Raw genomic sequence first — 25,994 nt, 5'->3', positions numbered from 1 at the left:
CTATATATTGTAGATATTTAAAGTATACTGTGTTTACTAGAGAAGGCGACGATGGTTCCACTAATGTAATTAACAAAAGAGTCGGTAAAGATTCCCCTTTGGTTAATCTGTTAGGAGATTTAGACGAACTAAATTCGTATTTAGGTTATTTAGTTTCGAAACTACCTTGGGAGGACATGAAAAACGACATCAAGAAAGTCCAATACACGTTATTTGAGATAGGAGAAGACCTCTCAACTAACGGTGTAAAGAAGAGAATAACTATGGACTACGTAAAGTGGCTCGAGGATAGGACTGTAGCTTATAGGAAGGAAACCGGACCGGTTAGGTTATTTGTAATACCGGGAGGTTCTGAAGAAGCCTCACTCGTCCACATAACTAGGAGCGTATGCAGGCGAATAGAAAGGAATACTGTAAAATATTCCAAGGAACTTCCGGAAATGAACAAGATGATAATTACGTATTTGAATAGACTTTCCTCACTGCTCTTCGCAATGGCTTTAGCCGCAAACAAGAGAAAAGGTGTAGAGGAAAATGTTTACGACATAGGCAAGTTCTGGTGATAATTCAACAAACCAGCTGATATCAAGAGTTCACAGTTCTTACATATTTCCCTTCCGTAGCTGGTCGGCTCCCCACAAATCTTACACGTAGGTAACTCTTCTTTTAACTGTGTCTGATTTCTAACCTTCTCAGCTAGTTTGTCGAACTCCTCAAGAATAGTCAATAATGTACCAGGTTTTTTATCCTCTAGCATGTAAAGGAGCTCCCTCACTTTGGCTCTCAACGTCGGTCTTGTAGATATGTAAGGACATTCTAATTCTTGGAACTGGTAACCGCTATAATAGGCATAAAGTGTAGTCTCCCACTCATAGACCTTTCTTAACGGTTTTACCCTCAGGACGAATTTCGAACTCAATTTTATGGGTTTGTCTGCAAACCTTATCAATCTGAGCAAGTCGCCCCTAATCAGATTAATTACTATAGCCTGAACTTCGTCATCCAGATTATGACCGGTAGCGACATAATCAGCAGAGACCGCTCTACCTGCATTATTAATTAATTTCCTCCTAAAGCCTCCGCAAAAAGTACAAGCTGATACGTTTAACCCCTTACCGATGGAATATTTCATCATTTCATCTAACGTATAACCTACACTCTGCTTGAAGCTGTCTTCTATTAACTCAATTCCGAGAGAGGAAAGGTATTTTCTTAACTGCTCAATTTGCTCTCTTCTGTTATAACCATGAATCCCCTCAGTTATGTTGTAAGCAATTAACTTTTGAGTATCTATAAACGACGCCAAAGTGTCCGCTAATACGTAACTGTCTTTGCCTCCAGACACTGCAAGAAGTATTTTGTTTGCCTTATCTAGACCTATCTTTAAACTCTCCTCCTTCACCCTCGCCCTCACATCTTCAATAAAGCACTTTCTACAAAGTCTCTTACCACTATGTGGTTGGTATACCTCTGCTTCCCTAGCTTTACATACATCACATATCATTTCTCTTTCACTCTGCCTTCAACCATTTTAGTCCCACTTACCACCTCGTCAATACTATGAATAGCACAGCCTTGGTTCTCAAGGGTTTGCTTAACTTCTTCAAAGTTTATGTTAGTCCCTTCGATCACTATCATTAATCCCATGGTCTCCACGTCCATATCGGTAACGCTTATGTTTACCCCCTCTACTCCCTCTAGGGAAGCGACCTTCTCGGCTAGGTCTACTAACGAAGTCCCCCTGATAGGCTTTAAGACATCAAGGACAAGTCTTCTTATAGCCAATTTATGATCAGCTGATCATATGTGAAATTCTCATTAAAAACTTGACCTACTTATAAGGTAAAAATAGGGTTAAAAATTTAAAAATAAGCGAATACCCCTTTAAAAATGGGGGGTTAGGGTATGATGGGGGTAATAAGCACACCTAAGGTAGTAGGAAAGCAAGTTTACGGATCATTATACGAGTGTGACCCTAATATCTTAAAAGACAGGGAAGCTTTGGAGAAGATTGTCAAAGACGCTGTAACAATAGGGAATATGACACTTTTAGACATAAAGTCGTGGAAGATAGGTGATGGCGTAAGTGTTGTAGCGATTGTACTTGAAAGTCACGTTACAATACACACGTGGCCCGAATATAACTTCGCTACTGTTGACGTGTATTCTTGTGGTGCACACACAGATCCTAAGAGAGCCTTCCAATATATAGTCGAGCAATTAAAGGCAAAAAAATATACTATGAATGAGGCTGATAGATCATCCGAGTTCTGATAGTAGGAGGAGGAATAGCTGGGTTACTTACCGCATATCATGTAAAGGACGTAAGCCATGTTGTTTTTGACAGAAGGTACTCAGTAGGAAAGAAATGCACTGGAATAATTAGTAGGTCAACATTTGAGAGATTAAATGTGTCTAAAGAGTTTTTAGACAGAGAATTCAAGACAATTCTTCTTCATTACAAGAACAAGGTAATTGAAATTAGAACAAATGTAGTGAGGCTTAACAGAGTTAATTTAGAAAAGTATTTGTCGGAGAACGTTAGCTTAAGGTTAAAAAGTGATGCAAAAATCGTTAACGAGTCTGCGGTAATGTGTAATGGAGAGAAGATAGAAGGACTTGTGATCAATGCCTCAGGGTGGAAAGGCGACGCCAAATGGGTAAAAGCTATCGAATATTTAACAGAGCCCATAGACTCGGAAGCAATTGAAGTCTTCTTTGATGATAGAAATAAAGCAGGCTTTTCATGGATAGTTCCCTTACCTTACGGAACGCTGATAGGAGCGATGGGTTATAAAAATCCCGAAAATTTTATCCCAGAAATTAATAAGAAAATAATAGAAAAACACGGTGGGGGGATACCTAGACCAAAACCGACCTATGTTAGAAGAGGTATTGGAGACGTATTGGGATTAATAAAAATATTCACCGGAGGTGGTATCTTCTCCATATCCGAAATTTTACCCTCAATAAAGAAGATAGTATACGAAGGGGATGAAAACGAGCATAGAGAAAAATTCAAAAAGTTATCGAAAGAGATCAGAAAGCAACATAACATATTATCTCTAACTGAGAAAGTCTGGAGCTTAGCTTTGAAATTCGGTTTTACAGTTTTTAACGGAAAAACCATATATGCAAACGAGGAGTTCGACTTACACTCACTTTTTGTCAGGAGAAGCCTCACTCCTATTTCTCACTAAATTGTAACAACCTTCGCCTTTCTCGATAATTCCCATTTCAATTAATTTAGCTATCGTAGTCTCGGGCTCTTTAACCCCTAGTGCCTTCAACTCTCTGACAGCTAATATTTCCCCTACTGAAATTACGTTCTTGAAGTACTTTATTGCAATATTTATGTCGTCTTGTGATGACATTAGTTCACCTTATAAGAACCCTTTCAATCTAATTTATTCGATTATGTCAATAAAACCTTATCTACAATTAGTGAGGATACATAACGTTATAGGTTCCGCATTGTCCGCACTAATGGGCTATTTAGTAGCTTCAGAATGGCATATAATCCCAGTCCGGATGATAATTTCCTCTTTAGTCGTTGCTCTCATCGCTGCTGGTGGTTATGTAATCAACGACGTGTATGATGTGGATATAGATCGTATAAACAAACCCTACAGACCTATACCTTCAGGGATGGTTAGCCTACAAACTGCGAAAAACTTGGCTTATGCAACATCAATAACGGGAATACTTTTGTCCCTTATTCTTGGTATCTATCCTGCATTTGTAGCCTTGATTACGGTGATCTTACTATTCGAATATGCGGTTTCCTTGAAGAAAAGCGGGCTAATAGGTAATTTGATAGTAGCTTCAACATCAGCTTTATCAGCCTTTTACGGGGGTCTGGCGTACTTTACTGGAAATTGGCTCTATTTTATCTCGATCCCCACTTTGTACATATTTTTCTTCACTTTGTCTAGAGAATTCATAAAAGGAATTGAGGACTATGAAGGAGATAAGGCTAATAACGTGAGGACCCTAGCTGTAAGGTTAGGGATAAGCAAAGCTTGGAAAATCTCTAAGGCAATTCTAGTAGGGTTAATGATAACGTCTCCTCTTCCCTATTGGTTAGGCTTTAATATAATATATCTTATTTTGATTTTAATCTTAGATTTCCTATTAATTTACGTTATCCTTCTTAAAGAGACTATAGAAAACTCTTCCAAGGCTAGGGGTGTGTTGAAAGTATACGCAATAGGAACAATGATAGCTTTTATACTAGGAAGTTTGCCTGTTAGGCTCTAGTTCAACGTGCCAGATTCAATCAAATAGTTAAAGATTTGTCAAAGGTCTTCCTAAAACCACTTTTTATACCTACTGCCCTTATTACCAAATTACCTTTCTTGTTTAGAGGTAAACCTACTTTAATATCTAGCGTGTCTGAAATTTTTACGTCGTTAAACATTTTGTAACTAATAGAAAGCCCGTTGAAGAGAACGTTCACTATAACTTTATCTAGTTCTATCTCGCTTAAGTTAGTAATTATCACATCTAGAGAATCTTTATCTACTTTAGAGTCGACCTCAAGGACTATTCTAGGTATCTTATAGTTAATACTGTAAAAATTGTAAATATAAGCTAGGGATCTTGAGTTACTTTCAGACATATACCTAACGTAAATCTCTCCTTGTTTTCTCATAGTAATCTCTTCAACTTCGTTTTCGCTTGTTATCAGGTAGCTATCTACAAACAATCTAGCGTTCTTACCCACATTCTTAGCTATTAAGTGGCATTCTCCATCACAGTTAAACTTCATTTCCTCCCCGGGCTTCAAGACCAGAATTCCAGCCATCAGATCATATTTAGTTTCAAACTTTTCCGCTCTGTAGAACGTAACGTGACCTATACTATCCAGCGAAATCTCGTGGATACCTTTATACGTGATGAGAAATTCGTTCCTACCTGGTTTAACTAAAGGGGAAATGTCATAGATTATAGACGAAATTTTTCTACTTCCGTTCTCTACTTCTATGTTAGGTCTGAACTCCTTAGTTAATGAAAAATCGTTTAACCAGAGTCTCCACTTTGGCTCTACGTTTTTGTCCCGCTCTATGTTCAAGATTATATAAACCTTCTCTGGTTTGCTGTCGATATTTATAACGTATGTAAATTCTTTCAGGGCTGTGTTAAGTTTCGTAGGTGTAGTAAAGAAGTCATAATCAATAGTCCCGTCAAAGGAGCCCTTATCGAATGTTACCATATTTCCAATTGGCATATTATTAATACCTTAACCACCAAAAATAAAGTGAATGATAGGGAAAGTTCTTGCCCTCATCAATAGGTCCGACGTAGTAGTTGAAGTGTTAGACTCACGTGAACCTGACCTTACTAGATCAAGGAAAATAGAAGATGTATCGAGAAGAAAAGGTAAAAAACTTCTTATAGTTCTCAACAAAGGTGACTTAATTCCGTTAGACGTGTTACAGAAATGGAAAGAGTACATAGAAAGAAAGGATAAAATACCAACAGTTTACATATCCGCAACCGGTCACTTAGGTACTAAAATCCTTAGGGATAAAATCAAGGAACTTTTAGGGGGGAAACGAGAAGGGATCGCTGTACTCGTAGGATATCCTAAAACGGGTAAATCGTCTATGATAAACGCACTAAAAGGGAGACATTCGGCAACAACCTCAAAGTTTCCAATGAGCTATGGTTATACTAAATCCGTTCAACTCTTCCGAGTTGACTCAAGATTATACATATGGGATACGCCAGGTATAATTCCACCAGACGGGAATGAATTAGAGCGAATTATAAGGGGGATTAACGTGGACAAGCTAGAAGACCCGGTAAGAGCTGCGAAGCTTCTCTTTGACAGAATACAACAATTTGACCCTAATGTGATTAAAAACGTTTACAAACTTGATTATTCCGACTATTACGATTTCTTAAACAGACTAGCACTAAAGCGTGGATGGATATACAAGACCACAAAAGAACCTAATATTGATGAAGCTGCAAAGGTACTAATTAGAGATTATCACGATGGCAAAATAATTTATTATACCTATCCACCAGATATAAAGACAAATGATAAAAGTAGTAGTGCTTGACGCGGACAAGACCCTCTGGGATCACCCTAATATATCCGACCTTAAACCCCCTCTAAAATTAGTTAACGAGAATAGCTTAGAAGACTCAAGCGGAAGTAAGGTAACTTTATTCCCTGGCGTAAGAGAAACTCTTCAAGAACTCAAAGACACGGGTTTTTATCTCGTATTAGTAACGTGGAACATTCCTGAAAAGACCGAAATTGTGTTGTCAACACTTAAGCTGAAGAACTATTTCGATCTGATCGTCTCAAGGGAGTATCCTTTCAAATTCATTTACATAAGCCATATAATCTCCTTGCTTAGACAGTCAAAGAAAGTTGAGATCAAGCCTGAGGAGATTTTGTTTGTTGATGATCGCAGAGTTCATTTCGGAAACACTTGGTTATATGTAGGTAATGTAAACTGTTTAGAGATGTGGGGGGATATTAATAATCACAAACAAATCATAGAAAAAATAAAAAGTATTTATAATTCAGAGAAGTTAAATGAAAAGAATTACAGTAATATTTAAAAATTTAAAACTCATTCACTTCTGTCTGTGAAAAAGATGATAGGTGACTGTACCCTCCAAGTCGACTAAATTTTCTCCTAAATTCTCGATCAAGAGGGAAAACAGGAGAGAGAATGTATTTGAATATTCTATCATACAACCTACTTCTATTAGGGGTGTGTGATTATGCCAAGTGGTGCTAGAATTTTAGTCGATTCTCTAAAAAGAGAAGGTGTAAAGGTAATCTTCGGTATACCAGGGTTATCAAACATGCAAATATATGACGCCTTTGTCGAAGACATACAAAATGGAGAACTTAGACACGTTCTAATGAGACACGAACAAGCTGCCGCTCATGCTGCCGACGGTTACGCAAGAGCCTCCGGAGTACCCGGAGTATGCACAGCGACTTCAGGTCCCGGAGCTACAAACCTTGTAACTGGGTTAATAACTGCCTATTGGGACTCATCACCAGTAATAGCGATAACCGGACAAGTACCCAGATCCTCAATTGGAAAAATGGCATTCCAAGAAGCTGATGCAATGGGTGTATTTGAACACATTACAAAATACGTGGTGGAAGTAAAGAAAATAGAAGAAATTCCGTTATGGATTAAAAATGCGTTTTATATAGCCACGACCGGAAGACCTGGCCCTGTTGTAGTGGATATTCCAAGAGATATATTCTATGAGAAAATGGACGAGGTTAAGTGGCCAGAGAAGCCTATTGTAAGGGGTTACAAAGAGTTCCCGACAATAATAGACAGACAGAAGCTAAAGAAAGCTGCCGAGATCCTGATAAACGCTGAAAGACCCATAATACTTGCTGGAACTGGAGTAGTCTGGTCTAACGCCACACAAGAAGTTTTGGAACTCGCAGAGCTACTTCATATACCAATAATCTCAACATTTCCCGGTAAGTCAGCGATACCTCACGATCACCCATTATACTTTGGGCCTATGGGGTACTACGGAAGAGCTGAAGCGTCAATGGCAGCACTGGAGTCAGATGCGATGTTAGTAGTAGGAGCCAGACTAAGTGATAGGACAATAACGTCATACGACGAAATGATCGAAACTAGAAAGAAGTTCATTATGATAAACATTGACCCGTCAGATGGAGAGAGGGCTATAAAGGTAGACGTAAACCTAGTGGGGAATGCTAAGATCTTACTGAAGGAACTGGCAAAAGCTGTAATTGAGTTAGGAATGAAGAATGATAATAGTGCGTGGCTAAAGAGATTGAAAGAGTACAAAGAATACTATGCCCAGTTCTACTATCACGATGAGCCGAATAAATTAAAACCTTGGAAAGTTCTAAAGACCATAAGGAATGCAATACCTAGGGATGCAATTGTTACGACCGGTGTGGGACAACATCAAATGTGGGCTGAAGTATTTTGGGAAGTACTAGAGCCAAGGACGTTTTTGTCTTCAACAGGAATGGGAACAATGGGATTTGGACTACCTGCTGCAATGGGTGCAAAACTAGCAAAACCTGATAAAGTAGTAGTAGACCTTGACGGAGACGGCTCATTCCTAATGACTGGAAACAATTTAGCAACGGCTGTTGACGAGCATATCCCAGTAATATCTGTAGTATTTGATAACAGAACATTAGGGCTGGTGAGACAAGTACAAGACTTGTTCTTTAACCGCCGAGTAGTAGGAGTAGACTACGGACCATCACCAGACTTCGTCAAGTTAGCAGAGGCTTTCGGAGCACTGGGTTATAATGCTACAAGTTATGAAGAAATAGAGAAATCGATAAAAGCTGCTATCAGGGAAGATATGCCAGCAGTAATAAGAGTGCCCATAGATAAAGACGAATTAGCCTTACCCACTTTACCTCCAGGCGGAAGACTAAAGCAGGTGATCCTACGTGACCCAAGAAAAGGTAGTTAGGGTAATTGGTTACTATAGGGATCCAGGTTATATAGAGAGAGTAGCTGGTGCATTCAGAAAACTGCTAATGGATATTAACTGGATCCAGGGTAGGAAAGTTTCAGACGACGGACTATACGAGATTTATCTAGGAGTACCCTACACTAACAATTTTGATATAGCAATACAAAACTTAAGCAAAACAGTAGACATAGAGAAAGTAGAGGTATTAGAAGATGCTGTAGTCACGACATATGTCATAAAACGAGATGGGTCTGTAGTTAGAGGAGAACCTTTTGAAGCGAAAGAATATGACATAGTAGTTTTTAAACCTTCATTCTCAAAAGTAACTACACTAAGTTGGGGGATTGTAAGTGGTAAAAATATATACTGATAAAGACGCAAGCTTAGAACCTATAAAAGACAAAACAATAGCAGTATTAGGTTACGGAAGCCAAGGTCATGCTTGGGCACTAAACCTTAGAGACTCTGGGCTAAAAGTCTTAGTAGGACTAGAGAGAGAAGGAAAATCATGGGAACAAGCTAAGAAAGACGGATTTAACCCAATGCATACTGAAGATGCTGTAAAGAACGCTAACATAATAATATTCCTCTTGCCAGATATGGTTCAAAGGACAGTATACCTTGAAAGAGTAAAGCCACACCTAAGAAGCGGGAATGACTTAGTTTTCGCTCACGGATTTAACATACACTATAGGTTGATCGAACCACCTAAGGATGTGGATGTATATATGATAGCACCTAAAGGACCAGGTCCAATAGTAAGAGAATACTTCGTGAAAGGAGGAGGAGTCCCTGCATTAGTGGCAGTTCACCAGAACTATTCTGGTAAAGCGTTAGAGAAAGCATTAGCTATAGCTAAAGCTTTAGGAGCTACTAGAGCTGGTGTTATAGAGACTACCTTTAAAGAAGAGACTGAAACAGACCTCTTCGGTGAACAAGTAGACTTAGTGGGCGGAATAACACAACTAATGAGGTCAGCTTTTCAGGTCCTAGTAGAGGCGGGATACCAGCCTGAAATTGCATATTACGAGACTATAAACGAAATGAAGATGATTGTTGACTTAATCTATGAAAAAGGGTTCAGTGGGATGTTCAAAGCAGTGTCTGACACAGCAAAATACGGAGGTCTAACTGCTGGTAAATATGTCATAGACGAAAGCGTAAAGAAGAGGATGAAAGAGGTTTTAGATAAGATAAGATCTGGTGAGTTTGCTAATCAGTGGATAGAAGAATACGGAAAGGGGGCCCCAACCCTTGTTAAAGGGATTCAAGAGCTGGAAAACAGCTTAGAAGAGAAAGTTGGAAGAGAAGTAAGGGAAATATCTCTGAGAGGAAAACCTAAATCCTAAAATTTTTATTATTCTTTTGTGGCTTCAAATAAAAGTAGGGGCACTTCTTTAGAGAGGTATATTGTTTCCAAACTTAGGGATAGGGGCTTTGCAGTTATTAGAGCACCTGCAAGCGGAGCTAAGAGAAAAGACCACGTACCTGATATAATAGCCATGAAATCCGGTGTCATAATTCTCATTGAAATGAAGAGTAGAAAAAACGGGAGTAGAATTTACATTGAACGGGAACAAGCTGAAGGAATAAAGGAATTTGCAAGGAAGAGCGGAGGCGAACTGTTCATCGGAGCTAAAATCGATAAAGAACTACGCTTTGTTAAATTCGACAGCCTTAGAAAGACTGAGATTGGCAATTACGTTGTTGATATAGAGACACTAAGCATAGGTCTTACTTTTGACGACTTAGTGAGATATGTAGACGCCAAATTGAGCAAAACCTTGGATTTCTTTATGTGATCATTCTGGGAATCTAATCCTAGTCTTTATACCATATTTCTTTTCATATTTCTTTAACTTAGTAACTACACGTTTATTAAACAGTCCTATTCCTTCCTTCGGTATCGTTATAACGTACTCCCCATTCTCATAGGTGACCGAGGCAGAGGGAATTATGTTGTTAATTAAGTTCTCTAATCTTCTTTGTATAGCATTTCCGGCTTTTGCTGTTATATTAGCCACGGGTACTATCATGGTCTGTTCACCGAACACGTAAATTTCGTACTCAACTCTATCCGTAAGTAAATCTTTGACCTCTACAACGGGTCTGGCTAGGTCAGCCTCCTTTAATCCAGTCGGGACTTTCACAGTCATGTCCAGACTATATACCTTGGCTACATTCCCCGAGTGGATGAAAACTATCGTATCCAGAATATTAGGAATTGTACCTATATCGACTCTATTAATAAACCTGTGAATTGCGTCGATCGGAGAAGTGGCGTGGACAACTCCTATCATCCCTATTCCTGCTAGTCTTAAATCGATGTAGAGTTTAAAGTCCTCATCATTTCTCATCTCGTCATAAACAGTATAATCGGGTCTACTAAGCAATAATATGTCGTGTAACTCACCTACTTCAGCGTAGTTCTTCGAATACTGTGTTATCTCGGGAGGTAAGTGCATATCACGCGGAGATTCTATTGTTTTAACTACTTTATTCATCCTCATGTAAAATTCCGCAAGTGCTTGGGCGAAAGTAGTCTTACCCATACCTGGTGAGCCGGCTATAAGTATCCCTTCAGCTCTATCTCTCAACCTCAATAATAACTTCTCATTAAGGTTGTAATCTTCTAACCTCTTTCTAGCTACAGGTCTGGTAATTGTAACCTCCCACCCATCGCTTAGAGGAGGTCTGATTATCACTATCCTATAATTACCTAACTGGATTATCGTCGAACCTTTTCTCTCAATTTCAATAAAAGAGTCTTTAACGTAATCAACAGCGGAAAGAATTTCATTGGCGATCTTTTTGATCTCGTGACCAGTAAGAATATTAGGCGACAGTTCAACGAACTGCCAGTTGCCGGGTTTACCCTTTTTGGCTTTTGGGGTTGTCCCCTCTTTCAAATGTACGCTCATAGTGTTTTCGTCAAATAACTTATCGATTGTAAGCGAAGTAACATCTGGGGTAAGTAAGATTACATCAATTCCTAGGCTTTCAGCCAACCTCTGTTGTATCGCATCAGCCGTAACGATCGTACAACCTCTTCTTAAGCAATACTCACGTAAACCTTCATTCACAGAAGAGTATCTTCCTTCATCACCTACTATCTCGAAACTTACTAACAACTCTTCACTAAGTTCTTTTAACCTTGAAACTTCTTCTAAGGCTATTTCAGCCGTAACTAAACCTTCCCTTGCGTCTCTTTCTAACTCGTTAAGTAATATTTTGTGAATTAGGATGTTACCATAAAGCCTCTGTTCCGCTACGTATTTTGATATACCATGAATTAGTGCGGACTTATCAGGTAATAGATCTTTCGGAGGCAACTAATAATACCCTACTTCAAATTAGTAAGTGGAAAAATAATAAATTATCTCTTGACGTGATTTAGAAAGTACTCATGAACGATTGTAGTATTCGATAGTTCAGGATGGAAAGTAGTAGCAATCATATTTCTCTCCTCAGCCATTACCGTAACACCTTGTAGTGTTATTAAAGACTTAGCCTCTCCCCACGTCTTCACGATTGCTGGAGCCCTAATGAATACTACCCTACCTTTTCCGCCACCTATAACTGAGAAATCTAAAGTCGCCTCAAAGCTCTCCCTCTGTCTTCCGTAATAATTCCTTATAACTTGAATATTCATTTCCCCTATCAGGGGCTGTGACTTTTTGGAGACCTTTGCGTCTGTGACGTCCTTAGCTAATATTATAGCACCGGCACAAGTCCCTAACACCGGTGTACCTTCAGTGATCTTACTTTTTAAATCGTCTAAGACACCAAGCTTCTGAGCTATAATTCCGATAGTTGTACTCTCGCCACCTGGTATAATCAATCCGTCAACTTGTTTCAGATCCCCTGCTTTTTTAACTGGAAGTATATCTCCGCTAACGTTCAGTTTTGTCATTGCTCTCTTTAACTGTAATGCATGCTCCTCGAAACTACCTTGATAAGCAAGAATTCCTATTTTCATATTTAACTCCCTCTTACTTGCAGCAACTCCTCTGGCTTAAGCGACTTTATATCAATGCCCATCATACTCTTGCTTTCGCTTATCATTTTTTGTGCCTCTAACACAATTTCAGGGTCCTCCCAGTTGGCAGTGGCTAAAACTACTGCTTTAGCCCTCATATCTGGGTCTGAACTCTTAAATATTCCAGAGCCTACGAAAACACCGTCAGCACCTAACCACATCATCAGGGCAGCATCAGCAGGTGTAGCTATTCCTCCAGCCGCAAAGTTAACAACCGGTAACCTCTTGAGCTTAACAGTTAGTTCTACTAATTGATAAGGAACTTGTAACTCCCTAGATTTCTTTAATCTGTCCTCTTCATTCATTGACACCAATTGGGCTATCTCATTGTTTATTATTTTCATGTGCTTTACAGCTTCGCTTACGTTTCCAGTTCCAGCTTCACCTTTAGTTCTGATCATTGATGCTCCTTCATTAATTCTCCTCAAGGCTTCTCCTAAACTTCTCGCACCGTTGACGAAGGGTACTTTGAATTCCCATTTGTTTATGTGATGTTCCTCGTCAGCAGGTGTAAGGACTTCGCTCTCGTCTATCATATCTACTCCTAGTGCTTCTAGCACCCTAGCTTCGTAATAATGTCCTATCCTTACCTTCGCCATAACGGGTATCGTAATAGAGTTCATTACTTCCTCAATAATTTTTGGATCAGCCATTCTTGCTACACCGCCACTTTTCCTCACGTCGTAAGGTAGCTTGTCTAAGACCATCACAGCAGTAGCTCCAGCATCTTCAGCTATTTGAGCCTGTGTGACGTTAGTTACATCCATTACTACTCCACCTTTCTGAAATATAGGAAAAGCGTGCCTTACCATTGATGTACCCTGAACTACATCACCTTTCTCAAGGATTGGAGATACTGTCAATAGATTTTCATCTTTAAGGATATCCCTGAGTTCAGCTAATTTATAGAAAAAACTCTCAATCTCATAAAAACTTAACTCGTAAAGTCTCATAAAAAGAGATGAGCAAAGTAAATTTAAAAAACTTTGTCAAAAGAGTACTGGGGAGCTCAATAAAGTTTTGCCTTTTGTTTCCTTTCTTCTTCAGCTCTAATCTTTATAATACCTAAGTAAACCGCACAATTAACACAATAACACTTCGTTACTGGATATCTCATTATAATGGCTCCTTTCTTCTCTAGTTCAGCTGCTAAAGCAGGGTCTACTGGACTGTACGGTCTAGTTACACATATTGCTTTATCCTCTGGTACTCTAGCACCACATTGATCGCAAGAAATATAACCTACATGCCCCTTATCGCCTTTCCTTCTACCTCTATTCTCTCTTTTCTTAGGCAAAAATTAACACCCTTAATTTAACCATATCACTCCTTTTAATAAGTTTTTGCTAGCCTAAGGGTATCCTTAGCTGGTTTTTTACAAACCACACACGACTTATTTGAAACATCTCTTGATGAGTCGTATGGAGAACCTAACACCCTACTGTTAGTAAGCTCTTCAAGTTTCAAACCACAGTCGTTCTCCCCGCACCATGGTACTTCTACTATACCGGACCTATTTTCTAACGTCTTTTTAGCTTCATCTAGATCGTCTGTATATATTATTTTACTCTTCATCATTTCCCAAGCATTTTTCTTCAAATCTTCCGAGATATTCATTAGGAGCTCGGAAACTTTTTTCACTAATTCACTTCTCTGTATCGAAATGCCTTGTAATGTATCTCTCCTTTTAATATATACCGTGTTATTGTTTACCTCTCTTTGCCCTATCTCTATCCTTAAGGGGACACCCTTTAATTCCCAGATATAAAACTTCTCGCCAGGTGTCTTCTCAGGGTTTTTATCAATAACTGCGTTTATTGAGTTCTTATTTAATTCCTCCGCAATACCGTCGCAATAATCTGTGATTTTCTTATTAGTTTCATCATCTTTAGCGGGTATAGGAATTATTACTACTTTTATAGGTGCTATTTTAGGATTCAAGACCGGGCCGTGATCGTCTCCGTTAATGGCGATTAACGCAGCGACCACTCTGTCTGAAATCCCATAACTTGTTTGATGAGGATATTCTAATGAACCGTCTTTCTTTTGTATCTTGAAGTCGAACACTTTTGTAAAGTGTTGTCCTAGATGATGTACCGTACCTATTTGCATAACCCTTGAGTCTGGCATTATCGTATCGAACGCAATAGTGTAGACAGCACCTGCAAACTTATCCCAATCTGGCCTCTTCGATATAACATAAGGAATTCCTAGTTCGTCGAAAAACTTTTTGTAGATTTCCACTGCCTCTTTGACTTGTCTTTCGGCGTCTTCATAAGTCTCGTGAAGAGTATGCGCTTCTTTGAAAGTAGTTAGTTCCCTGAGCCTTATCATGGGTCTCGTAGCTTTGGTCTCGTATCGGAAAACACTCACTATTTGGTAATATTTCTTAGGTAGTTGCTTGTAACTACTTATCCACAAAGACTCCATGAAGGTAATTGAAGTCTCACTAGTAGGTCTCAACGCTAATTTAACGTCTAGGTCATCCTTACCTCCCTTTGTTACCCAGTATACCTCACCCTCAAAACCCCTTATGTGCTCCGACTCCCTACGCAACAAATCTTCGGGGATAAGCATTGGGAATAGTACTTCCTCATGTCCCGTGGAATCAAGTAAGTTCCTAATTAAGTCAGTTACAGCCCTTCTTATTTTGAAACCGTAGGGTAACCAGACTCCTACTCCTTTGACTGGATATCTCCCATAATCGTAGAATTCGCCTTCTTTTAGTACCCACTCGAACCATTCAGAAAAGTTCGTCTGCCACTTTTCTCTTGTTATTTTCATAGTAAGAGGAAAGAAAACGAGGAACTAAAAAAGCGTTTTTGTCTTTTAACACGTTCACACTTTTGCGAACAACATTAATATTGCGAACAGTATACCATATACTGCGATTCCTTCTCCGATAGCCACGAAGATAAGAACTGTACCGAACATGTCTCTCCTTTCCGTTAATACACCTATACCTGCAGCAGCTGCCATTCCAACAGCAACTCCAGCACCCACTGCAGCTAAACCTATTGCGAGACCTGCACCGATGTTAATTCCGGCAACCTCTGTACCTGAGCTAGTTTGAGCTGAAGCTAGCGTAGTTACTAATATTGGTATTAGTAGAGATGCGAGCAGGATTTTCCTCATAGTAGAACACTCCGTTAAACTATTTTTCTACTTCCTTTAAAATATTTCTTTTAATGTTTTCAAAGTCATCCATTCTTTGTTTAACTATCTTTTCAAACTCAGCATTTAATTGCGACATTATTTCTTTTCTCTTTTCATCGAGTTTAATCTTTAACATATTCACGTATTGTTCAGCCACTTTCCATCCTCCTCCTCTGAAGAACTCTCCTAATCATTTTTAACCTACTAAACTCCTCTCTGGTTCTATCATCTAATACGCTCTTAATGTACTTAGCTGAAGAATTATAATAAGGAAGTATAGAAGTATCTATAGCATTTATAAGCCTTTGTGTCTTTCTCAGCTCAAGAGTAAGTGACCTTATAGCTGATTCCATCTCAACAAGAAGCAGTATTTTTTTGAAAGCCTCTGCAATCTCTTCCCTTGATTTTAGTATATAAGGTGATATTTCTACGTCACCGAAGGGCTGTTTTTGAATTGATTCCTCATTTAGCTCAACTATCGGAATTCTAACACCGAAGAGGAGCTTTGTATTACTCTTAACCTCAAGGCTGGAGGGTACAGAACTCGCAAACTGTTCTATAGTAGCTATACCCTCAGCCGAAACGCCTTTTAAATACGTAGAGTATACATCCGATAAAACTTTGCTGACCTCACCGTAGGTCTTTTCATACTCATCAGCATATTGACGTAAGTACAGTAACAAAACCTCTCTTTTATTTTCCAAAAGTCTCTTAATAGTTCTAGTTAATCTGATTTGTCGCCTAAGGTTTATCAGATTAATCTTTGTAGGTAAAATCTTCCTTGAGCTCATTTCTTACCCCTATAGTTGGGATGATACTTCTTTATGTATTCTTGCTTGATTAGACTTAACTCAGACTCTGGTAACACAGAGAGGACTTCCCATCCAATGTCTAGTGTTTGTTCTATAGTTCTATTCTCATTGAACCCTTGACTTATGAACTTTCTCTCGAACTGTTCTCCGAACAGTAAATACTTCCTATCAACTTCCGAAAGGCTATCCTCACCAATAATTGCAGCTAACCCTCTTACTTCCTGAGCCCTTGCATATGCCGCAAACAGTTGGTTAGATAAGTCCTTATGGTCATCTCTTGTTTTTCCTTCTCCTATACCGTCTCTCATAAGCCTTGAAATGCTCATGAGGACGTTAATCGGTGGATATATTCCTTTATTATATAATGATCTATCAAGGGTTATCTGACCTTCGGTTATGTAACCGGTCAAGTCCGGAATTGGATGTGTAATGTCATCATTAGGCATCGTTAAAATTGGCATCTGAGTAATTGAACCCTTTTTACCAACTACTTTACCTGCTCTCTCATAGATTGTCGCTAGATCAGTGTACATGTATCCAGGGTAGCCTCCTCTACCAGGGACCTCTTCTTTAGAAGCACTTAGTTCTCTAAGTGCTTCACAATAGTTTGTCATATCAATGAGTATTGCTAATACATGCATATCTTTTTCGAAAGCTAAATATTCAGCTAGAGTCAAAGCCGCTCTTGGTGTTAGAATCTTTAACGATGGTGGTTCATTAGCTAGACTGAAGAACATCGCAACCCTGTTTATAGCACCAGTCTCTTCGAAGAACTTCCTGAAGAATAATGCTTCGTCATATCTTATTCCTATTGCACCAAAGACTACAGCGAAATTACTCTCTTCACCTCTAACAGTAGCTTGTTTAGCGATTTGAGCAGCAATCATGTTACCAGGCATACCGCTCCCGCTAAATATAGGGAGCTTTTGTCCTCTCAGTAATGACAACATGCCGTCAATTGCAGATATTCCGGTTTGGATAAACTCTTCTGGATATTCTCTAACTGCTGGATTTAAGGGATCTCCGTTAATGTCCCTCTTCTCGCCTGATATGACTGGTGGACCGTTATCCAAAGGTTCACCTAACGGGTTGAATATACGCCCTAGCATCTCTTCGGAAACTTTTATCTCCAACCCTCTTCCTAAGAACCTTACCTTTGTACTTGTAGGTGAGATACCAGTGGTCCCTTCGAAAACTTGGACAAATGTAACTCCTAATTGCGAATCTACTACTAGCCCCCTTCTCTTGATACCGTCAGCCAATTCAATTTCTACTAACTCGTTATAAGAAGCGTCATTTACTCCTTGTACAGCCACTAGAGGACCTTTAATCATCGAGATGTTCGAATATTCTCTAAGGTTCATGCTTTCCATTATCCTGACACCTCCTTTAGTAATGAGTCATAAGCTGCCTTTAATTTATTCTCTATCTCATCTATTTTCGCTAGTTCATCATTCTTTACTGAGTATTTAATCCTTATAATTTCTGGCTCCAATGACCCAACTTTTTCTAATATCTTCTTCAAAGGTATTCCTTTACTGATTAAATCGTTAGCTTGAGTATAGAACGTATATAACACATGCATCATTTTAGCCTGCTTTTGCGGTGTAGCGAAAGCGTCTATCTCATCAAACGCATTCTGTTGCAAGAATCCTATTCTCACTAATTTTGCAGCCTCTAGAACTAGCTTGTCCTTATCTGACAGTGACTCGGGACCTACTAACCTCACTATTTGTTTGAGTTCATCCTCCCTTAAAAGGACTTTCACCAAAGTGTTCCTCATATCATACCAATTCGGATCAACGTTTTTATGCCACCATGAAGCTACTAAATCTACGTAAGCAGAGAACCCTTGGATCCAGTTTATTGCTGGGAAGTGCCTAGCTTGAGCCAACGAGACATCTAAAGGCCAGAACACTCTTACAAATCTTAATGTATTACTGGTAACTGGCTCGGTAAAGTCACCTCCTGGAGGAGATACTGCTGAAGCTATCGTCACTGAGCCAGTCCTCTCTGGGTTCCCTATTGCCCTTACCCTTCCAGCCCTCTCATAATACTCTGCTAACCTTGAAGGTAAGTAACTTGGGAACCCTTCTTCTGCTGGCATCTCCTCCATTCTACCTCCTAAGTCTCTTAATGCTTCCGCCCACCTAGTGGTTGAGTCAGCTACTAATAATACGTCATAACCTTGATCCCTGAAATACTCAGCCATAGTAACTCCTACGTATATGCTTGACTCTCTCGCCGCTACAGGCATGTTGCTAGTGTTTGCAACTAATATTGTTCTCTGAAGTAATGGTTTTCCAGTCCATGGATCCTTTAGCTTAGGGAACTGTCTTAGCTCGTCTGTCATTTCGTTACCCCTTTCTCCACATCCCACATAAATCACAATCTTAGCTGCCGACCATTTGGCTAAACTTTGTAATGTTACCGTCTTACCGCTTCCAAATGGACCTGGTATAGCTGCCGTTCCTCCTTTTGCCATAGGGAATATAGTATCAATTACTCTGGTACCCGTCAATAGAGGTTCTGTAGGCTCTAACTTTTCTTTGAAAGGTCTCGGAACTCTTACGGGCCATTTATGATACATTTTGAGCTCCTTCGTATCGCCGTTAACATCTAAAGTAGCTATAACATCCTCTACTGTGTAATCACCTTCAGTCACAACTTCTTTTACAACACCATGAACGTTAGGGGGGGCTAATATCTTATGTTGAATAAGCTCTGTCTCTTGGACTACACCGATTATATCCCCGCCTGACACCTTGTCCCCTTTCTTTATGGTAGGCGTGAAGTGCCATTTCTTGTTCTTGTCTAGTGCCGGTATCTTTACTCCTCTTTTAACGTAGGGTGATTTAGTGACATTTGCAATGTAGTCCAGTGGTCTCTGTAGACCATCAAATATCCTTCCTAGTAGTCCGGGACCTAATTCTACTGATAAGGGAGCGCCAGTTCTGTATACTTTGTCTCCGGGCTTAATGCCGTCAGTAGTCTCGTAAACCTGGATGAATGCCTTATCGCCCTCAATTCTGGTAATCTCTCCTATTAATCTGGGTTCTCCTACTTCTACTACTTCATACATTTGCGCAGATCTCATTCCGTCCGCTACTACTAGAGGTCCATTAACACGAATAACACGACCTTCTCCTGCCATCTTACTCACCAAAGAGAACTTTAGCTATTTCGTCTCTTAAATCATCGAACATCTGATTTAAAATTGTTTCAAGCGTAAAGTCTCTCACTAAACTTTGATCGGGATAGAAAATTTTAATCCCAGCCCTTATGTTCTTATCCTCCTCGACCTTAGCGTTTATCTTCTTAGATGATAGAATAGTTTTAACAGTCCCTAGATCACGTGAAGAACAATAAATCACGGAGCCGTTTTTAGCCTCTCTTGCTATTATACTTTCAAGCCCTTGCTTGTATCTAGTATCAGACACTAAGTCCGGTATTTTCTCCACTACCTTATAGTACACTTGGGAGATCCAATAGTCTTTCTCCTTACTGATAAGCCTTTTATTTTCTACTTCTAGTTTCGCTTGCTCGCCTTTTACCCTATCTTCATTCTTCCTGATATAATCCGTGATCTTTTGTGTATACTCCGAAAGAATAGCGTTGTATCTCTCATCTACAATCGTATTAGCTTCAACCATAGCTTTTTTTAGTTCTTCTTGGTTCTTCTTTTTCACGTCCTCTAATGATGAATTTAATAATTCCTCAAATTTCATCTATTCTCACCCAAATCCTAGAGCTCTAAGTATTAAGCCTTTCACATCGAGGGGCTGACCTTGACTAAAGGGAGTTGGAATAACAGTAATTAGTGGTTTTTTCTGATCTATTACCAATGATTCAATTTTTTCCTTTACTGGATTATATAGGTCATTTGCGACCAATATTAAGTCTATGTCTTCTCTCTTTTTTAACTTAACCAATGTGTCCTCAAGATTGAGTGGGTCATCAAGCACTAAGCCCTCAGTACCTATCATCCTGAAAAGGTTAACAGTATATCTGTCCCCTAATACTACTACTTTACCCATCGTTAATTATCATTTTAAAAGGAGATTAAATATTTTTAAGACATACCTGATTTATCATAGTGAATCACTGTGATTCTTCCTGAGACGATGGTTAGGGTTGAAATACTTACAGACAAACGAAACGTTAATAATGTGGTAACTAAGTTACTGAATTTAAATGCATTTGAAGTTGACGACTCTAAAGCACCAATATCCCAATATAAATATGAGGAGGCTAGGAGGAATCTAGGAGAAACCAGTGAAAATATCAACAAAATAAAGATAATAATGGAACTTGGAGGAATTGAAATAGAACCTAAGGGTAAATTAAAGGTCTCCGACTGGTTTGAGACCGCGACCGAGGTGAACAAAGAATATTCCAAAATTGAAGAGAAATACAAGGAATTACTGGAAGAAATAGGGAAACTCAGGGCTGAGTTAGAATCCCTTAATACTCAGTTAAGTGAAATAGAGCCCTTCAAGGACATAGGAATAAGTCTAGATCTATTATACAAAACTAAATATTTTGAAGTAGCACTCGTTATATTATCTAACGAGCAGAGAAACAACTTAGAGAAAACCGAGAGAATTGCAGTATATTGTAATCCTTTTGCAGAGAATAAAAACGCCTGTATTATAACTGGACCGAAGGGGATAAACTTAGAGACTAAATTAAAGGAAATAGGTGTCAGAAGATTCGAGACTCCAGACATGATTTCACCTCAAGAGGCTTACAATAACGTTCAGGAAAAAATTAAGTACCTTCAGTCTATTCTTGGAGAAAGGAGGAAGGAACTAATTAGTAAGGTAGAACAAGACAGAGAATGGATAGCAGAGACCTATGGTAGGCTACTAACCGTAAGAGATGCGATGACAATTCTCTCCAAGGCTAGAGTGTCAGAATACTACGTACAAATAGAAGGTTTCCTCCGCGAAAAGAAACTTAAGAACCTCTTGGACGAACTAGGAGGCTTAGCGTTTATCACATATGAATACCCTAAGAGATATGCAGAAAATGAAGGAGAGACTCCACCTACTTATGTTGAACTTCCAAAATCCATTAAACCTTTAGAATCGGTAATCGAACTTTATGGTGTTCCATCCTACTGGGAAATATCTCCTACAGTATTCTTAATAATTACCTTCCCGCTCCTCTTTGGTCTCATGTTCCCAGATTTCGGTAACGCTCTAGTTATTTTCATTTTCTCGCTGTGGTTCTACAACTACGGTAAAAAGAAGGGGAGTAATAACATTAAACAACTCTCTTTAGTTTTAATCTACGGCAGCATAATCGCAATGATCACTGGGATTTTGGCTCGAGAATTCTTCGGTCCGTTGGCCGTAGGAGGGCTCAGAGAGTTATTAAATAATCCGGCGTATCCAAATGGTCCACTTTATAACATATGGCCAGTTCCTCAGTCCGTTTACGAACAGATAAAATACATATTACCTACTGGTGGAGCTGAACAAGGTATAGTTAACTCAATAATACTGTCCTTATTGTTAGGTTCCATACTCTTGTTCGTGAGCTCCTTACTAGGAGTAATTAATGCAATAAAGAAGAAAGATCCTGAGTTCTTAGTGCTAGATAGATTGCCTATCTTATTAATCTACACAGTACCATTTATAATATTTACCTACGGTCTTACGAACTTATCGAATTATATAGGACAAGTTGAAACTTTGCTCGGAGGAATTGGTTACTTCTTGTTTAAGACCGGTTCACCAGCAGCTGGATCTACACAAACTCTTGCCGATATATTGGTGATCTGGGTAGAACTAGCGTTAATTTATAACTGGGCTGGAAAAGTTATAATTCTACGTAAACATGAGAAGATGTCTGCTGTAGGAGCTATAGTCTTCGGTTTCATAGAAGGAGGATTTGAAGCCGGCATTCTGTTACTGTCTAACACTATTTCCTTCATACGAGTGTTAGTATTTGCCGTAGCCCACTATTACATACTCTATGCATTCTCTTATATGGGGTATCTAGCAGCTGGACAACCATCAACTGTTATCACGTTAATAACAAACCCCATAGCGTTGGTGATTATAATAATCGGAAACTTACTGGCGATAGCATTAGAAGGTTTAATAGTTTTTATACAAGACATGAGGCTTCACTTCTACGAAATGTTTAGCAAGTTCTATGAAGGAAAAGGAAGAAAGTTCGAACCGCAAGTAACTTACGTAGAAATTTTATCTTAATAATTCAGGTCTATTTTTTTCTACTTTCTTTCTTATTTCTTCTAATTTTCTATGAATTTCTTCATGAAGCTTGAATTCGTCCTCTATAGGTAAGTCTAATTTTTTAAACAATGGCTCTATATTCCCTATTTTTTGTCCGGGTTTGATGGTAAAGTCTCCAGCGTTATCCCACTTCTCGTTCTCAATTCCTGATAACCCTATTTGTGAGTACAGTTTAGATGCGTGATCGGGCATCAATGGGTATATCATAATGGCAATAGTTCTCAGCGAATTTGTAGCTATATATAACACGTTTGCCGCTTGCTGCTTGTCTGTTTTAATTAAATTCCATGGAGCCCTTAAGTTTAGGTAAGAATTTCCGTCTCTAGCGAGTTTTAACAGTTCTTCAGTACCAGCCTTTAGTTTACCTAACTCCATCATCTCTCCCATTTTTTTGGGTGCTTCTTTTATTTCACTGACAAACTTTCTATCCTCATCATTATAAACGCTCTCGTCGGGAGTAGGTACCTCTCCTCCGAAGTACCTCTTGACCATAGACAAAACTCTGTTAGCATAATTCCCTATATCGTCGTTGAGCTCGGTGTTCACAATTCTTACCGCTTCTCTCCAAGTGAAATTAGTATCTCTTTCTTCTGGTCTAAGTCTTATTAAAACGAACCTCCAATATTCGATATCCATTAACTCCTTGGCTTCATCGATCCATATTCCTATCTTCCTACTTTTACTGAACTTCTGTCCCTCGTAAAGTAAATACTCGGTAGAGGCAATTACTGTAGGAAGAACGTAACCTTCCCCAGAAGCCATCAGCATTGCAGGTAATATAACCGCATGAAAGGGAATATTATCTTTACCTATAAAGTAGTAGCTCTTGACATCATTTCCGAACCAGAATTCCTTCCATTTCTCTTCATTGCCTTCTTTCCTGAAATATTCAATAGTAGCAGATATATAACCTAACAAAGCCTCAAACCATACATACACAGTTTTGTTCTCAGCTCCTTCATACGGAGCGGGAATACCCCAAGCATTATCTCTGGTAATACTCCTTGGCTTTAACCCCTCTTTAACCCAACCTAAAGCTACTGATTTAACGTTGTCTGGCATGTAAGGAGATGAAGATATCCAATCCCTTATCTTATCGTTAAACTCAGATAAATCAAAGAACCAGTGTTTAGTCAGTTTAAGGACGGGTTTACTACCACATAAGGCACATTTCGGGTTAATCAGTAGCTTAGGAGTTAATAGCCTACCACAATTATCACATTGGTCACCTCTAGCATCTTCAAATCCACAGTAAGGACAAGTTCCCTTGATAAATCTATCCGGTAAGAAGAGCTTATCATGTTCACAATAAGGTATCTCGTCTTCCTCCACTTTTACGTACTTTCTCAGATTCAACAGGAAACTTCTAACGAATTCCTTATGAACTTCAGATTCTGTCCTAGTGTAATTGTTAAATGTTATCTTCCACGTTTCCAGAAATAATTTTTTATCGTATTCATGGGCTTGATCAGTTAGTAATTTCGGGTGAACTCCCCTTTTCTTAGCCTCAATTTCTATCGGAGTCCCATGTTCGTCGCTTCCGCTCACGAACACTACGTTTTCCTTACCGTACTTCATTCTAGCGTATCTAGCAAAGACGTCAGCTGACAAAATCGAACCTATTAAATTGCCTAAATGTGGAACCGAATTAACATAGGGCCAGGCTGAAGCTACGAATATTTTCATATATCACACTTTGCTCACGCGTGGAATATAAGTTTATAAAATTTCTTAATCAGATGAGTTTTGAATTGGCACTAATAGACTACTCTAAATACCCTTTCCTCAAAAGCCTCGAAGATGAACTCAAAAAGTACGGTAGTTCAATAACTATAAAAGACTTATTAATTACTAGTAAAGAAAAACTTGATGAAGCAAGGAGTAGAATAGAGAACGTTATGAAAGAAAAATTTAATGTACCATACTCACAGCTCCACGGCGACACGGTCTTAACCTTTTATTTATCCTTACTTATTTTGTCCGCGTTAGGAAGTAAAATCCTTACAGAGAAGTTCGTTGAGAATGAGGTAAATGTTTTTAAATTACAATTAATGATGGAAAAACCGGACGTAGTAGTTGAAATAGCAAAAATATTAGGAATTAATGTTAACACTGATGAAATAGAATTACGTGAGTATCAGGGTAAAAAAATAAGGTCAATAAGACTCCCTTTTGCTATTAATTTTGTTGAGTACTTAAAATATTCGAAAGAGTTAAGGAAAAGAGACGAAAAATTCTCATTACGTAAACACGTCTTACAAAAGGGTAATGTATATTTAGACAAGAACGAACTAGTCGACCTAATAACTGACAGAATCAGAGAGAGGATAATGAACATAATTAAACAGATCCAACTTACTGACGTTCCAGAAGAAATAAAGAAATTAGCTGATGAAATTAAAGGAAGAAAAACTCCACCCTGCATTATGGAGTTAATGAAGAAAAAAGAAAATCTTACTCAAGAGGAAAAGAAGATACTCTTGGCTTATATTATCGACATAGGAGCTGATACCAAGGACTTTGCTCCAGAGGAGATAGTGAAGGAAACTAAGAAGGCTAGAGTTATAGTTTACTCTTGTGAAAGGCTAAAAGAGCTGGGTTTGTGTGTAAATAATTGCGGAGTCAAAAACCCATTACAATTGTATTATGGTAAGCTTCTATAGACGTAATAGAATCTTTGCACTACTGTTACTGCGGATAAAAGACAGAAAATTGCTAGAATGAACGAAGCTACTTTAAACGAAAAGAAAGATACGAATAGGACGATTATCGTAAATATAATCCTTTCCCCTCTTTCTATTATCCCCCTACCTTCGATCTTGGTTAAGCCTAAAGATTCTCCCTTAGCTCTAAGATAGGGGATAACTAATGACAGCCCTATAAGGAGAGATGTCAGGAATGACGAAAAACCAAGGATCACTAAACCTAGGAGGTAATTAACATCCTCAATTCTGTCCAAGCTACTATCAATAAAGCTGCCTTTTACTCCCGCAGCATTAGCCAACCTCGCTATTTCACCATCAAGTGCATCCATAAAAGCTGATATTGCTATAAGTAAAACCCCCAGAAGTGGATTTTTGAATATATACATAATTAGTAAGTACACAAAGGACAAGACTAGACCCAGTAGAGTTACAGTATTTGCAGTGAGACCCATTTTGCTTAAAGCTTTAGCAATAGGTTGAAGAATCTTCTTAGATTGCTTCCTTACTCTGGTTATCATAACCAACACCGTTATTAACTACTTACCGA

At 38.8% G+C, this 25,994-nt stretch carries 30 protein-coding genes; 12 read left to right on the top strand and 18 right to left on the bottom strand.

Translation table 11 applies throughout. From position 1 onward, the window contains the following. Positions 1 to 29 precede the first annotated feature (29 nt). The gene (locus WIW89_RS08340) at positions 30 to 563 is read left to right on the top strand and encodes a cob(I)yrinic acid a,c-diamide adenosyltransferase (RefSeq protein ID WP_337720396.1); all 534 of its coding nucleotides are present in this window, start codon (positions 30 to 32) and stop codon (positions 561 to 563) included. Here WIW89_RS08340 and WIW89_RS08335 read toward each other — a convergent pair. Continuing rightward, positions 539 to 1,504 carry a TIGR00269 family protein gene (locus tag WIW89_RS08335; RefSeq protein ID WP_337720395.1) on the bottom strand — a complete coding sequence of 322 codons (966 nt, stop codon included), beginning with the start codon at positions 1,502 to 1,504 and terminating at the stop codon, positions 539 to 541. The two genes, WIW89_RS08340 and WIW89_RS08335, sit on opposite strands and share 25 nt — an antisense overlap. Then, positions 1,501 to 1,785 carry a DUF211 domain-containing protein gene (locus tag WIW89_RS08330; protein ID WP_337701476.1) on the bottom strand — a complete coding sequence of 95 codons (285 nt, stop codon included), beginning with the start codon at positions 1,783 to 1,785 and terminating at the stop codon, positions 1,501 to 1,503. The genes WIW89_RS08335 and WIW89_RS08330 overlap by 4 nt, the downstream gene beginning before the upstream one ends. A gap of 120 nt (positions 1,786 to 1,905) precedes the next feature. On the opposite strand from WIW89_RS08330, the gene speD reads away from it, so the two are divergent. Together speD and WIW89_RS08320 are read left to right on the top strand one after the other, a co-directional pair. Beyond that, complete coding sequence (gene speD / locus WIW89_RS08325) at positions 1,906 to 2,274, top strand: adenosylmethionine decarboxylase (protein WP_337701473.1); 369 nt, start codon at positions 1,906 to 1,908, stop codon at positions 2,272 to 2,274. A gap of 137 nt (positions 2,275 to 2,411) precedes the next feature. Then, the gene (locus tag WIW89_RS08320; protein ID WP_337720394.1) at positions 2,412 to 3,200 is read left to right on the top strand and encodes a hypothetical protein; all 789 of its coding nucleotides are present in this window, start codon (positions 2,412 to 2,414) and stop codon (positions 3,198 to 3,200) included. Here WIW89_RS08320 and WIW89_RS08315 read toward each other — a convergent pair. Beyond that, positions 3,159 to 3,374, bottom strand: coding sequence for a PolB1-binding protein PBP2 family protein (locus WIW89_RS08315; protein WP_337701469.1), 216 nt, complete (start codon positions 3,372 to 3,374; stop codon positions 3,159 to 3,161). The genes WIW89_RS08320 and WIW89_RS08315 overlap by 42 nt on opposite strands. Before the next feature lie 43 nt (positions 3,375 to 3,417). Here WIW89_RS08315 and WIW89_RS08310 point away from each other — a divergent pair, with 43 nt between their 5' ends. Then, a complete protein-coding gene (locus WIW89_RS08310; RefSeq protein WP_337720393.1) occupies positions 3,418 to 4,260 on the top strand; it encodes a UbiA family prenyltransferase in 843 nt (280 codons plus the stop codon). Between the two features lie 19 nt (positions 4,261 to 4,279). Here the strand turns inward: WIW89_RS08310 and WIW89_RS08305 are convergent, their stop codons facing one another. Next, entirely contained in the window at positions 4,280 to 5,230 is a 951-nt protein-coding gene (locus WIW89_RS08305; RefSeq protein ID WP_337701465.1) for a hypothetical protein, read from the bottom strand. A gap of 34 nt (positions 5,231 to 5,264) precedes the next feature. On the opposite strand from WIW89_RS08305, the gene WIW89_RS08300 reads away from it, so the two are divergent. The 6 genes from WIW89_RS08300 to hjc all read left to right on the top strand — a co-directional run bounded on the left by WIW89_RS08300 (position 5,265) and on the right by hjc (position 10,271). Further along, a complete protein-coding gene (locus tag WIW89_RS08300) occupies positions 5,265 to 6,071 on the top strand; it encodes a GTPase (protein WP_337710349.1) in 807 nt (268 codons plus the stop codon). Then, the gene (locus WIW89_RS08295) at positions 6,049 to 6,582 is read left to right on the top strand and encodes a magnesium-dependent phosphatase-1 (RefSeq protein WP_337720392.1); all 534 of its coding nucleotides are present in this window, start codon (positions 6,049 to 6,051) and stop codon (positions 6,580 to 6,582) included. Before WIW89_RS08300 ends, WIW89_RS08295 begins: the two co-directional genes overlap by 23 nt. Before the next feature lie 165 nt (positions 6,583 to 6,747). Continuing rightward, the gene (locus WIW89_RS08290; RefSeq protein WP_337720391.1) at positions 6,748 to 8,466 is read left to right on the top strand and encodes an acetolactate synthase large subunit; all 1,719 of its coding nucleotides are present in this window, start codon (positions 6,748 to 6,750) and stop codon (positions 8,464 to 8,466) included. After that, entirely contained in the window at positions 8,444 to 8,839 is a 396-nt protein-coding gene (locus tag WIW89_RS08285; protein ID WP_337720390.1) for an ACT domain-containing protein, read from the top strand. The genes WIW89_RS08290 and WIW89_RS08285 overlap by 23 nt, the downstream gene beginning before the upstream one ends. Continuing rightward, the gene (gene ilvC, locus WIW89_RS08280) at positions 8,820 to 9,818 is read left to right on the top strand and encodes a ketol-acid reductoisomerase (protein ID WP_337720389.1); all 999 of its coding nucleotides are present in this window, start codon (positions 8,820 to 8,822) and stop codon (positions 9,816 to 9,818) included. The genes WIW89_RS08285 and ilvC overlap by 20 nt, the downstream gene beginning before the upstream one ends. A gap of 18 nt (positions 9,819 to 9,836) precedes the next feature. Then, entirely contained in the window at positions 9,837 to 10,271 is a 435-nt protein-coding gene (gene hjc, locus WIW89_RS08275; RefSeq protein WP_337720388.1) for a Holliday junction resolvase Hjc, read from the top strand. On the opposite strand, the gene WIW89_RS08270 is transcribed toward hjc, so the two are convergent. From WIW89_RS08270 to WIW89_RS08215, 12 genes are read right to left on the bottom strand one after another with little or no spacing between them, the layout of a single operon-like run. Then, entirely contained in the window at positions 10,272 to 11,801 is a 1,530-nt protein-coding gene (locus WIW89_RS08270; protein ID WP_337720387.1) for a PINc/VapC family ATPase, read from the bottom strand. 44 nt (positions 11,802 to 11,845) lie between these two features. After that, positions 11,846 to 12,448, bottom strand: coding sequence for a pyridoxal 5'-phosphate synthase glutaminase subunit PdxT (pdxT, locus tag WIW89_RS08265; RefSeq protein WP_337701451.1), 603 nt, complete (start codon positions 12,446 to 12,448; stop codon positions 11,846 to 11,848). A gap of 2 nt (positions 12,449 to 12,450) precedes the next feature. Beyond that, positions 12,451 to 13,461: a pyridoxal 5'-phosphate synthase lyase subunit PdxS gene (gene pdxS, locus WIW89_RS08260; RefSeq protein ID WP_337720386.1), complete on the bottom strand. Its 1,011-nt coding sequence runs from the start codon at positions 13,459 to 13,461 to the stop codon at positions 12,451 to 12,453. 56 nt (positions 13,462 to 13,517) lie between these two features. Further along, complete coding sequence (locus tag WIW89_RS08255) at positions 13,518 to 13,805, bottom strand: 30S ribosomal protein S26e (RefSeq protein ID WP_337720385.1); 288 nt, start codon at positions 13,803 to 13,805, stop codon at positions 13,518 to 13,520. Between the two features lie 35 nt (positions 13,806 to 13,840). Further along, positions 13,841 to 15,292 (bottom strand): proline--tRNA ligase, encoded by a 1,452-nt coding sequence (proS, locus tag WIW89_RS08250; RefSeq protein WP_337720384.1) that lies wholly within the window; start codon positions 15,290 to 15,292, stop codon positions 13,841 to 13,843. Between the two features lie 54 nt (positions 15,293 to 15,346). After that, the gene (locus WIW89_RS08245) at positions 15,347 to 15,643 is read right to left on the bottom strand and encodes a V-type ATP synthase subunit K (protein ID WP_337701443.1); all 297 of its coding nucleotides are present in this window, start codon (positions 15,641 to 15,643) and stop codon (positions 15,347 to 15,349) included. A gap of 19 nt (positions 15,644 to 15,662) precedes the next feature. Further along, on the bottom strand, positions 15,663 to 15,821 hold the full coding sequence (locus WIW89_RS08240) for an ATPase (protein ID WP_337710363.1): 159 nt from the start codon (positions 15,819 to 15,821) through the stop codon (positions 15,663 to 15,665). Further along, positions 15,814 to 16,455: a V-type ATP synthase subunit D gene (locus tag WIW89_RS08235; RefSeq protein WP_156006183.1), complete on the bottom strand. Its 642-nt coding sequence runs from the start codon at positions 16,453 to 16,455 to the stop codon at positions 15,814 to 15,816. Before WIW89_RS08235 ends, WIW89_RS08240 begins: the two co-directional genes overlap by 8 nt. Further along, positions 16,452 to 17,849, bottom strand: coding sequence for a V-type ATP synthase subunit B (locus tag WIW89_RS08230; RefSeq protein ID WP_337701440.1), 1,398 nt, complete (start codon positions 17,847 to 17,849; stop codon positions 16,452 to 16,454). The genes WIW89_RS08235 and WIW89_RS08230 overlap by 4 nt, the downstream gene beginning before the upstream one ends. Next, entirely contained in the window at positions 17,849 to 19,630 is a 1,782-nt protein-coding gene (locus WIW89_RS08225) for an ATP synthase subunit A (RefSeq protein ID WP_337701438.1), read from the bottom strand. Before WIW89_RS08225 ends, WIW89_RS08230 begins: the two co-directional genes overlap by 1 nt. Before the next feature lies 1 nt (position 19,631). After that, positions 19,632 to 20,204, bottom strand: coding sequence for a V-type ATP synthase subunit E (locus WIW89_RS08220; RefSeq protein ID WP_337720383.1), 573 nt, complete (start codon positions 20,202 to 20,204; stop codon positions 19,632 to 19,634). A 6-nt stretch (positions 20,205 to 20,210) separates the two neighbouring features. Further along, positions 20,211 to 20,513, bottom strand: a complete 303-nt coding sequence (locus tag WIW89_RS08215) for a V-type ATP synthase subunit F (protein WP_337710367.1) — start codon at positions 20,511 to 20,513, stop codon at positions 20,211 to 20,213. Positions 20,514 to 20,582: 69 nt separating this feature from the next. Here WIW89_RS08215 and WIW89_RS08210 point away from each other — a divergent pair, with 69 nt between their 5' ends. Next, a complete protein-coding gene (locus WIW89_RS08210) occupies positions 20,583 to 22,700 on the top strand; it encodes a V-type ATP synthase subunit I (protein ID WP_337720382.1) in 2,118 nt (705 codons plus the stop codon). On the opposite strand, the gene metG is transcribed toward WIW89_RS08210, so the two are convergent. Next, positions 22,692 to 24,428: a methionine--tRNA ligase gene (metG, locus tag WIW89_RS08205; RefSeq protein ID WP_337720381.1), complete on the bottom strand. Its 1,737-nt coding sequence runs from the start codon at positions 24,426 to 24,428 to the stop codon at positions 22,692 to 22,694. The genes WIW89_RS08210 and metG overlap by 9 nt on opposite strands. Positions 24,429 to 24,481: 53 nt before the next feature. On the opposite strand from metG, the gene WIW89_RS08200 reads away from it, so the two are divergent. Continuing rightward, the gene (locus tag WIW89_RS08200) at positions 24,482 to 25,405 is read left to right on the top strand and encodes a DNA primase regulatory subunit PriL (protein ID WP_337720380.1); all 924 of its coding nucleotides are present in this window, start codon (positions 24,482 to 24,484) and stop codon (positions 25,403 to 25,405) included. Here WIW89_RS08200 and pgsA read toward each other — a convergent pair. Then, positions 25,387 to 25,965, bottom strand: coding sequence for an archaetidylinositol phosphate synthase (pgsA, locus tag WIW89_RS08195; RefSeq protein ID WP_443296401.1), 579 nt, complete (start codon positions 25,963 to 25,965; stop codon positions 25,387 to 25,389). The two genes, WIW89_RS08200 and pgsA, sit on opposite strands and share 19 nt — an antisense overlap. Between the last annotated feature and the right edge of the window lie 29 nt (positions 25,966 to 25,994).

The sequence above is a fragment of the Stygiolobus sp. CP850M genome (assembly GCF_037389425.1).
GTDB lineage: Archaea > Thermoproteota > Thermoprotei_A > Sulfolobales > Sulfolobaceae > Stygiolobus.
The sequence above is the reverse complement of the archived record's forward strand: the minus strand, read 5'-3'. Positions and strand labels throughout refer to the sequence as shown.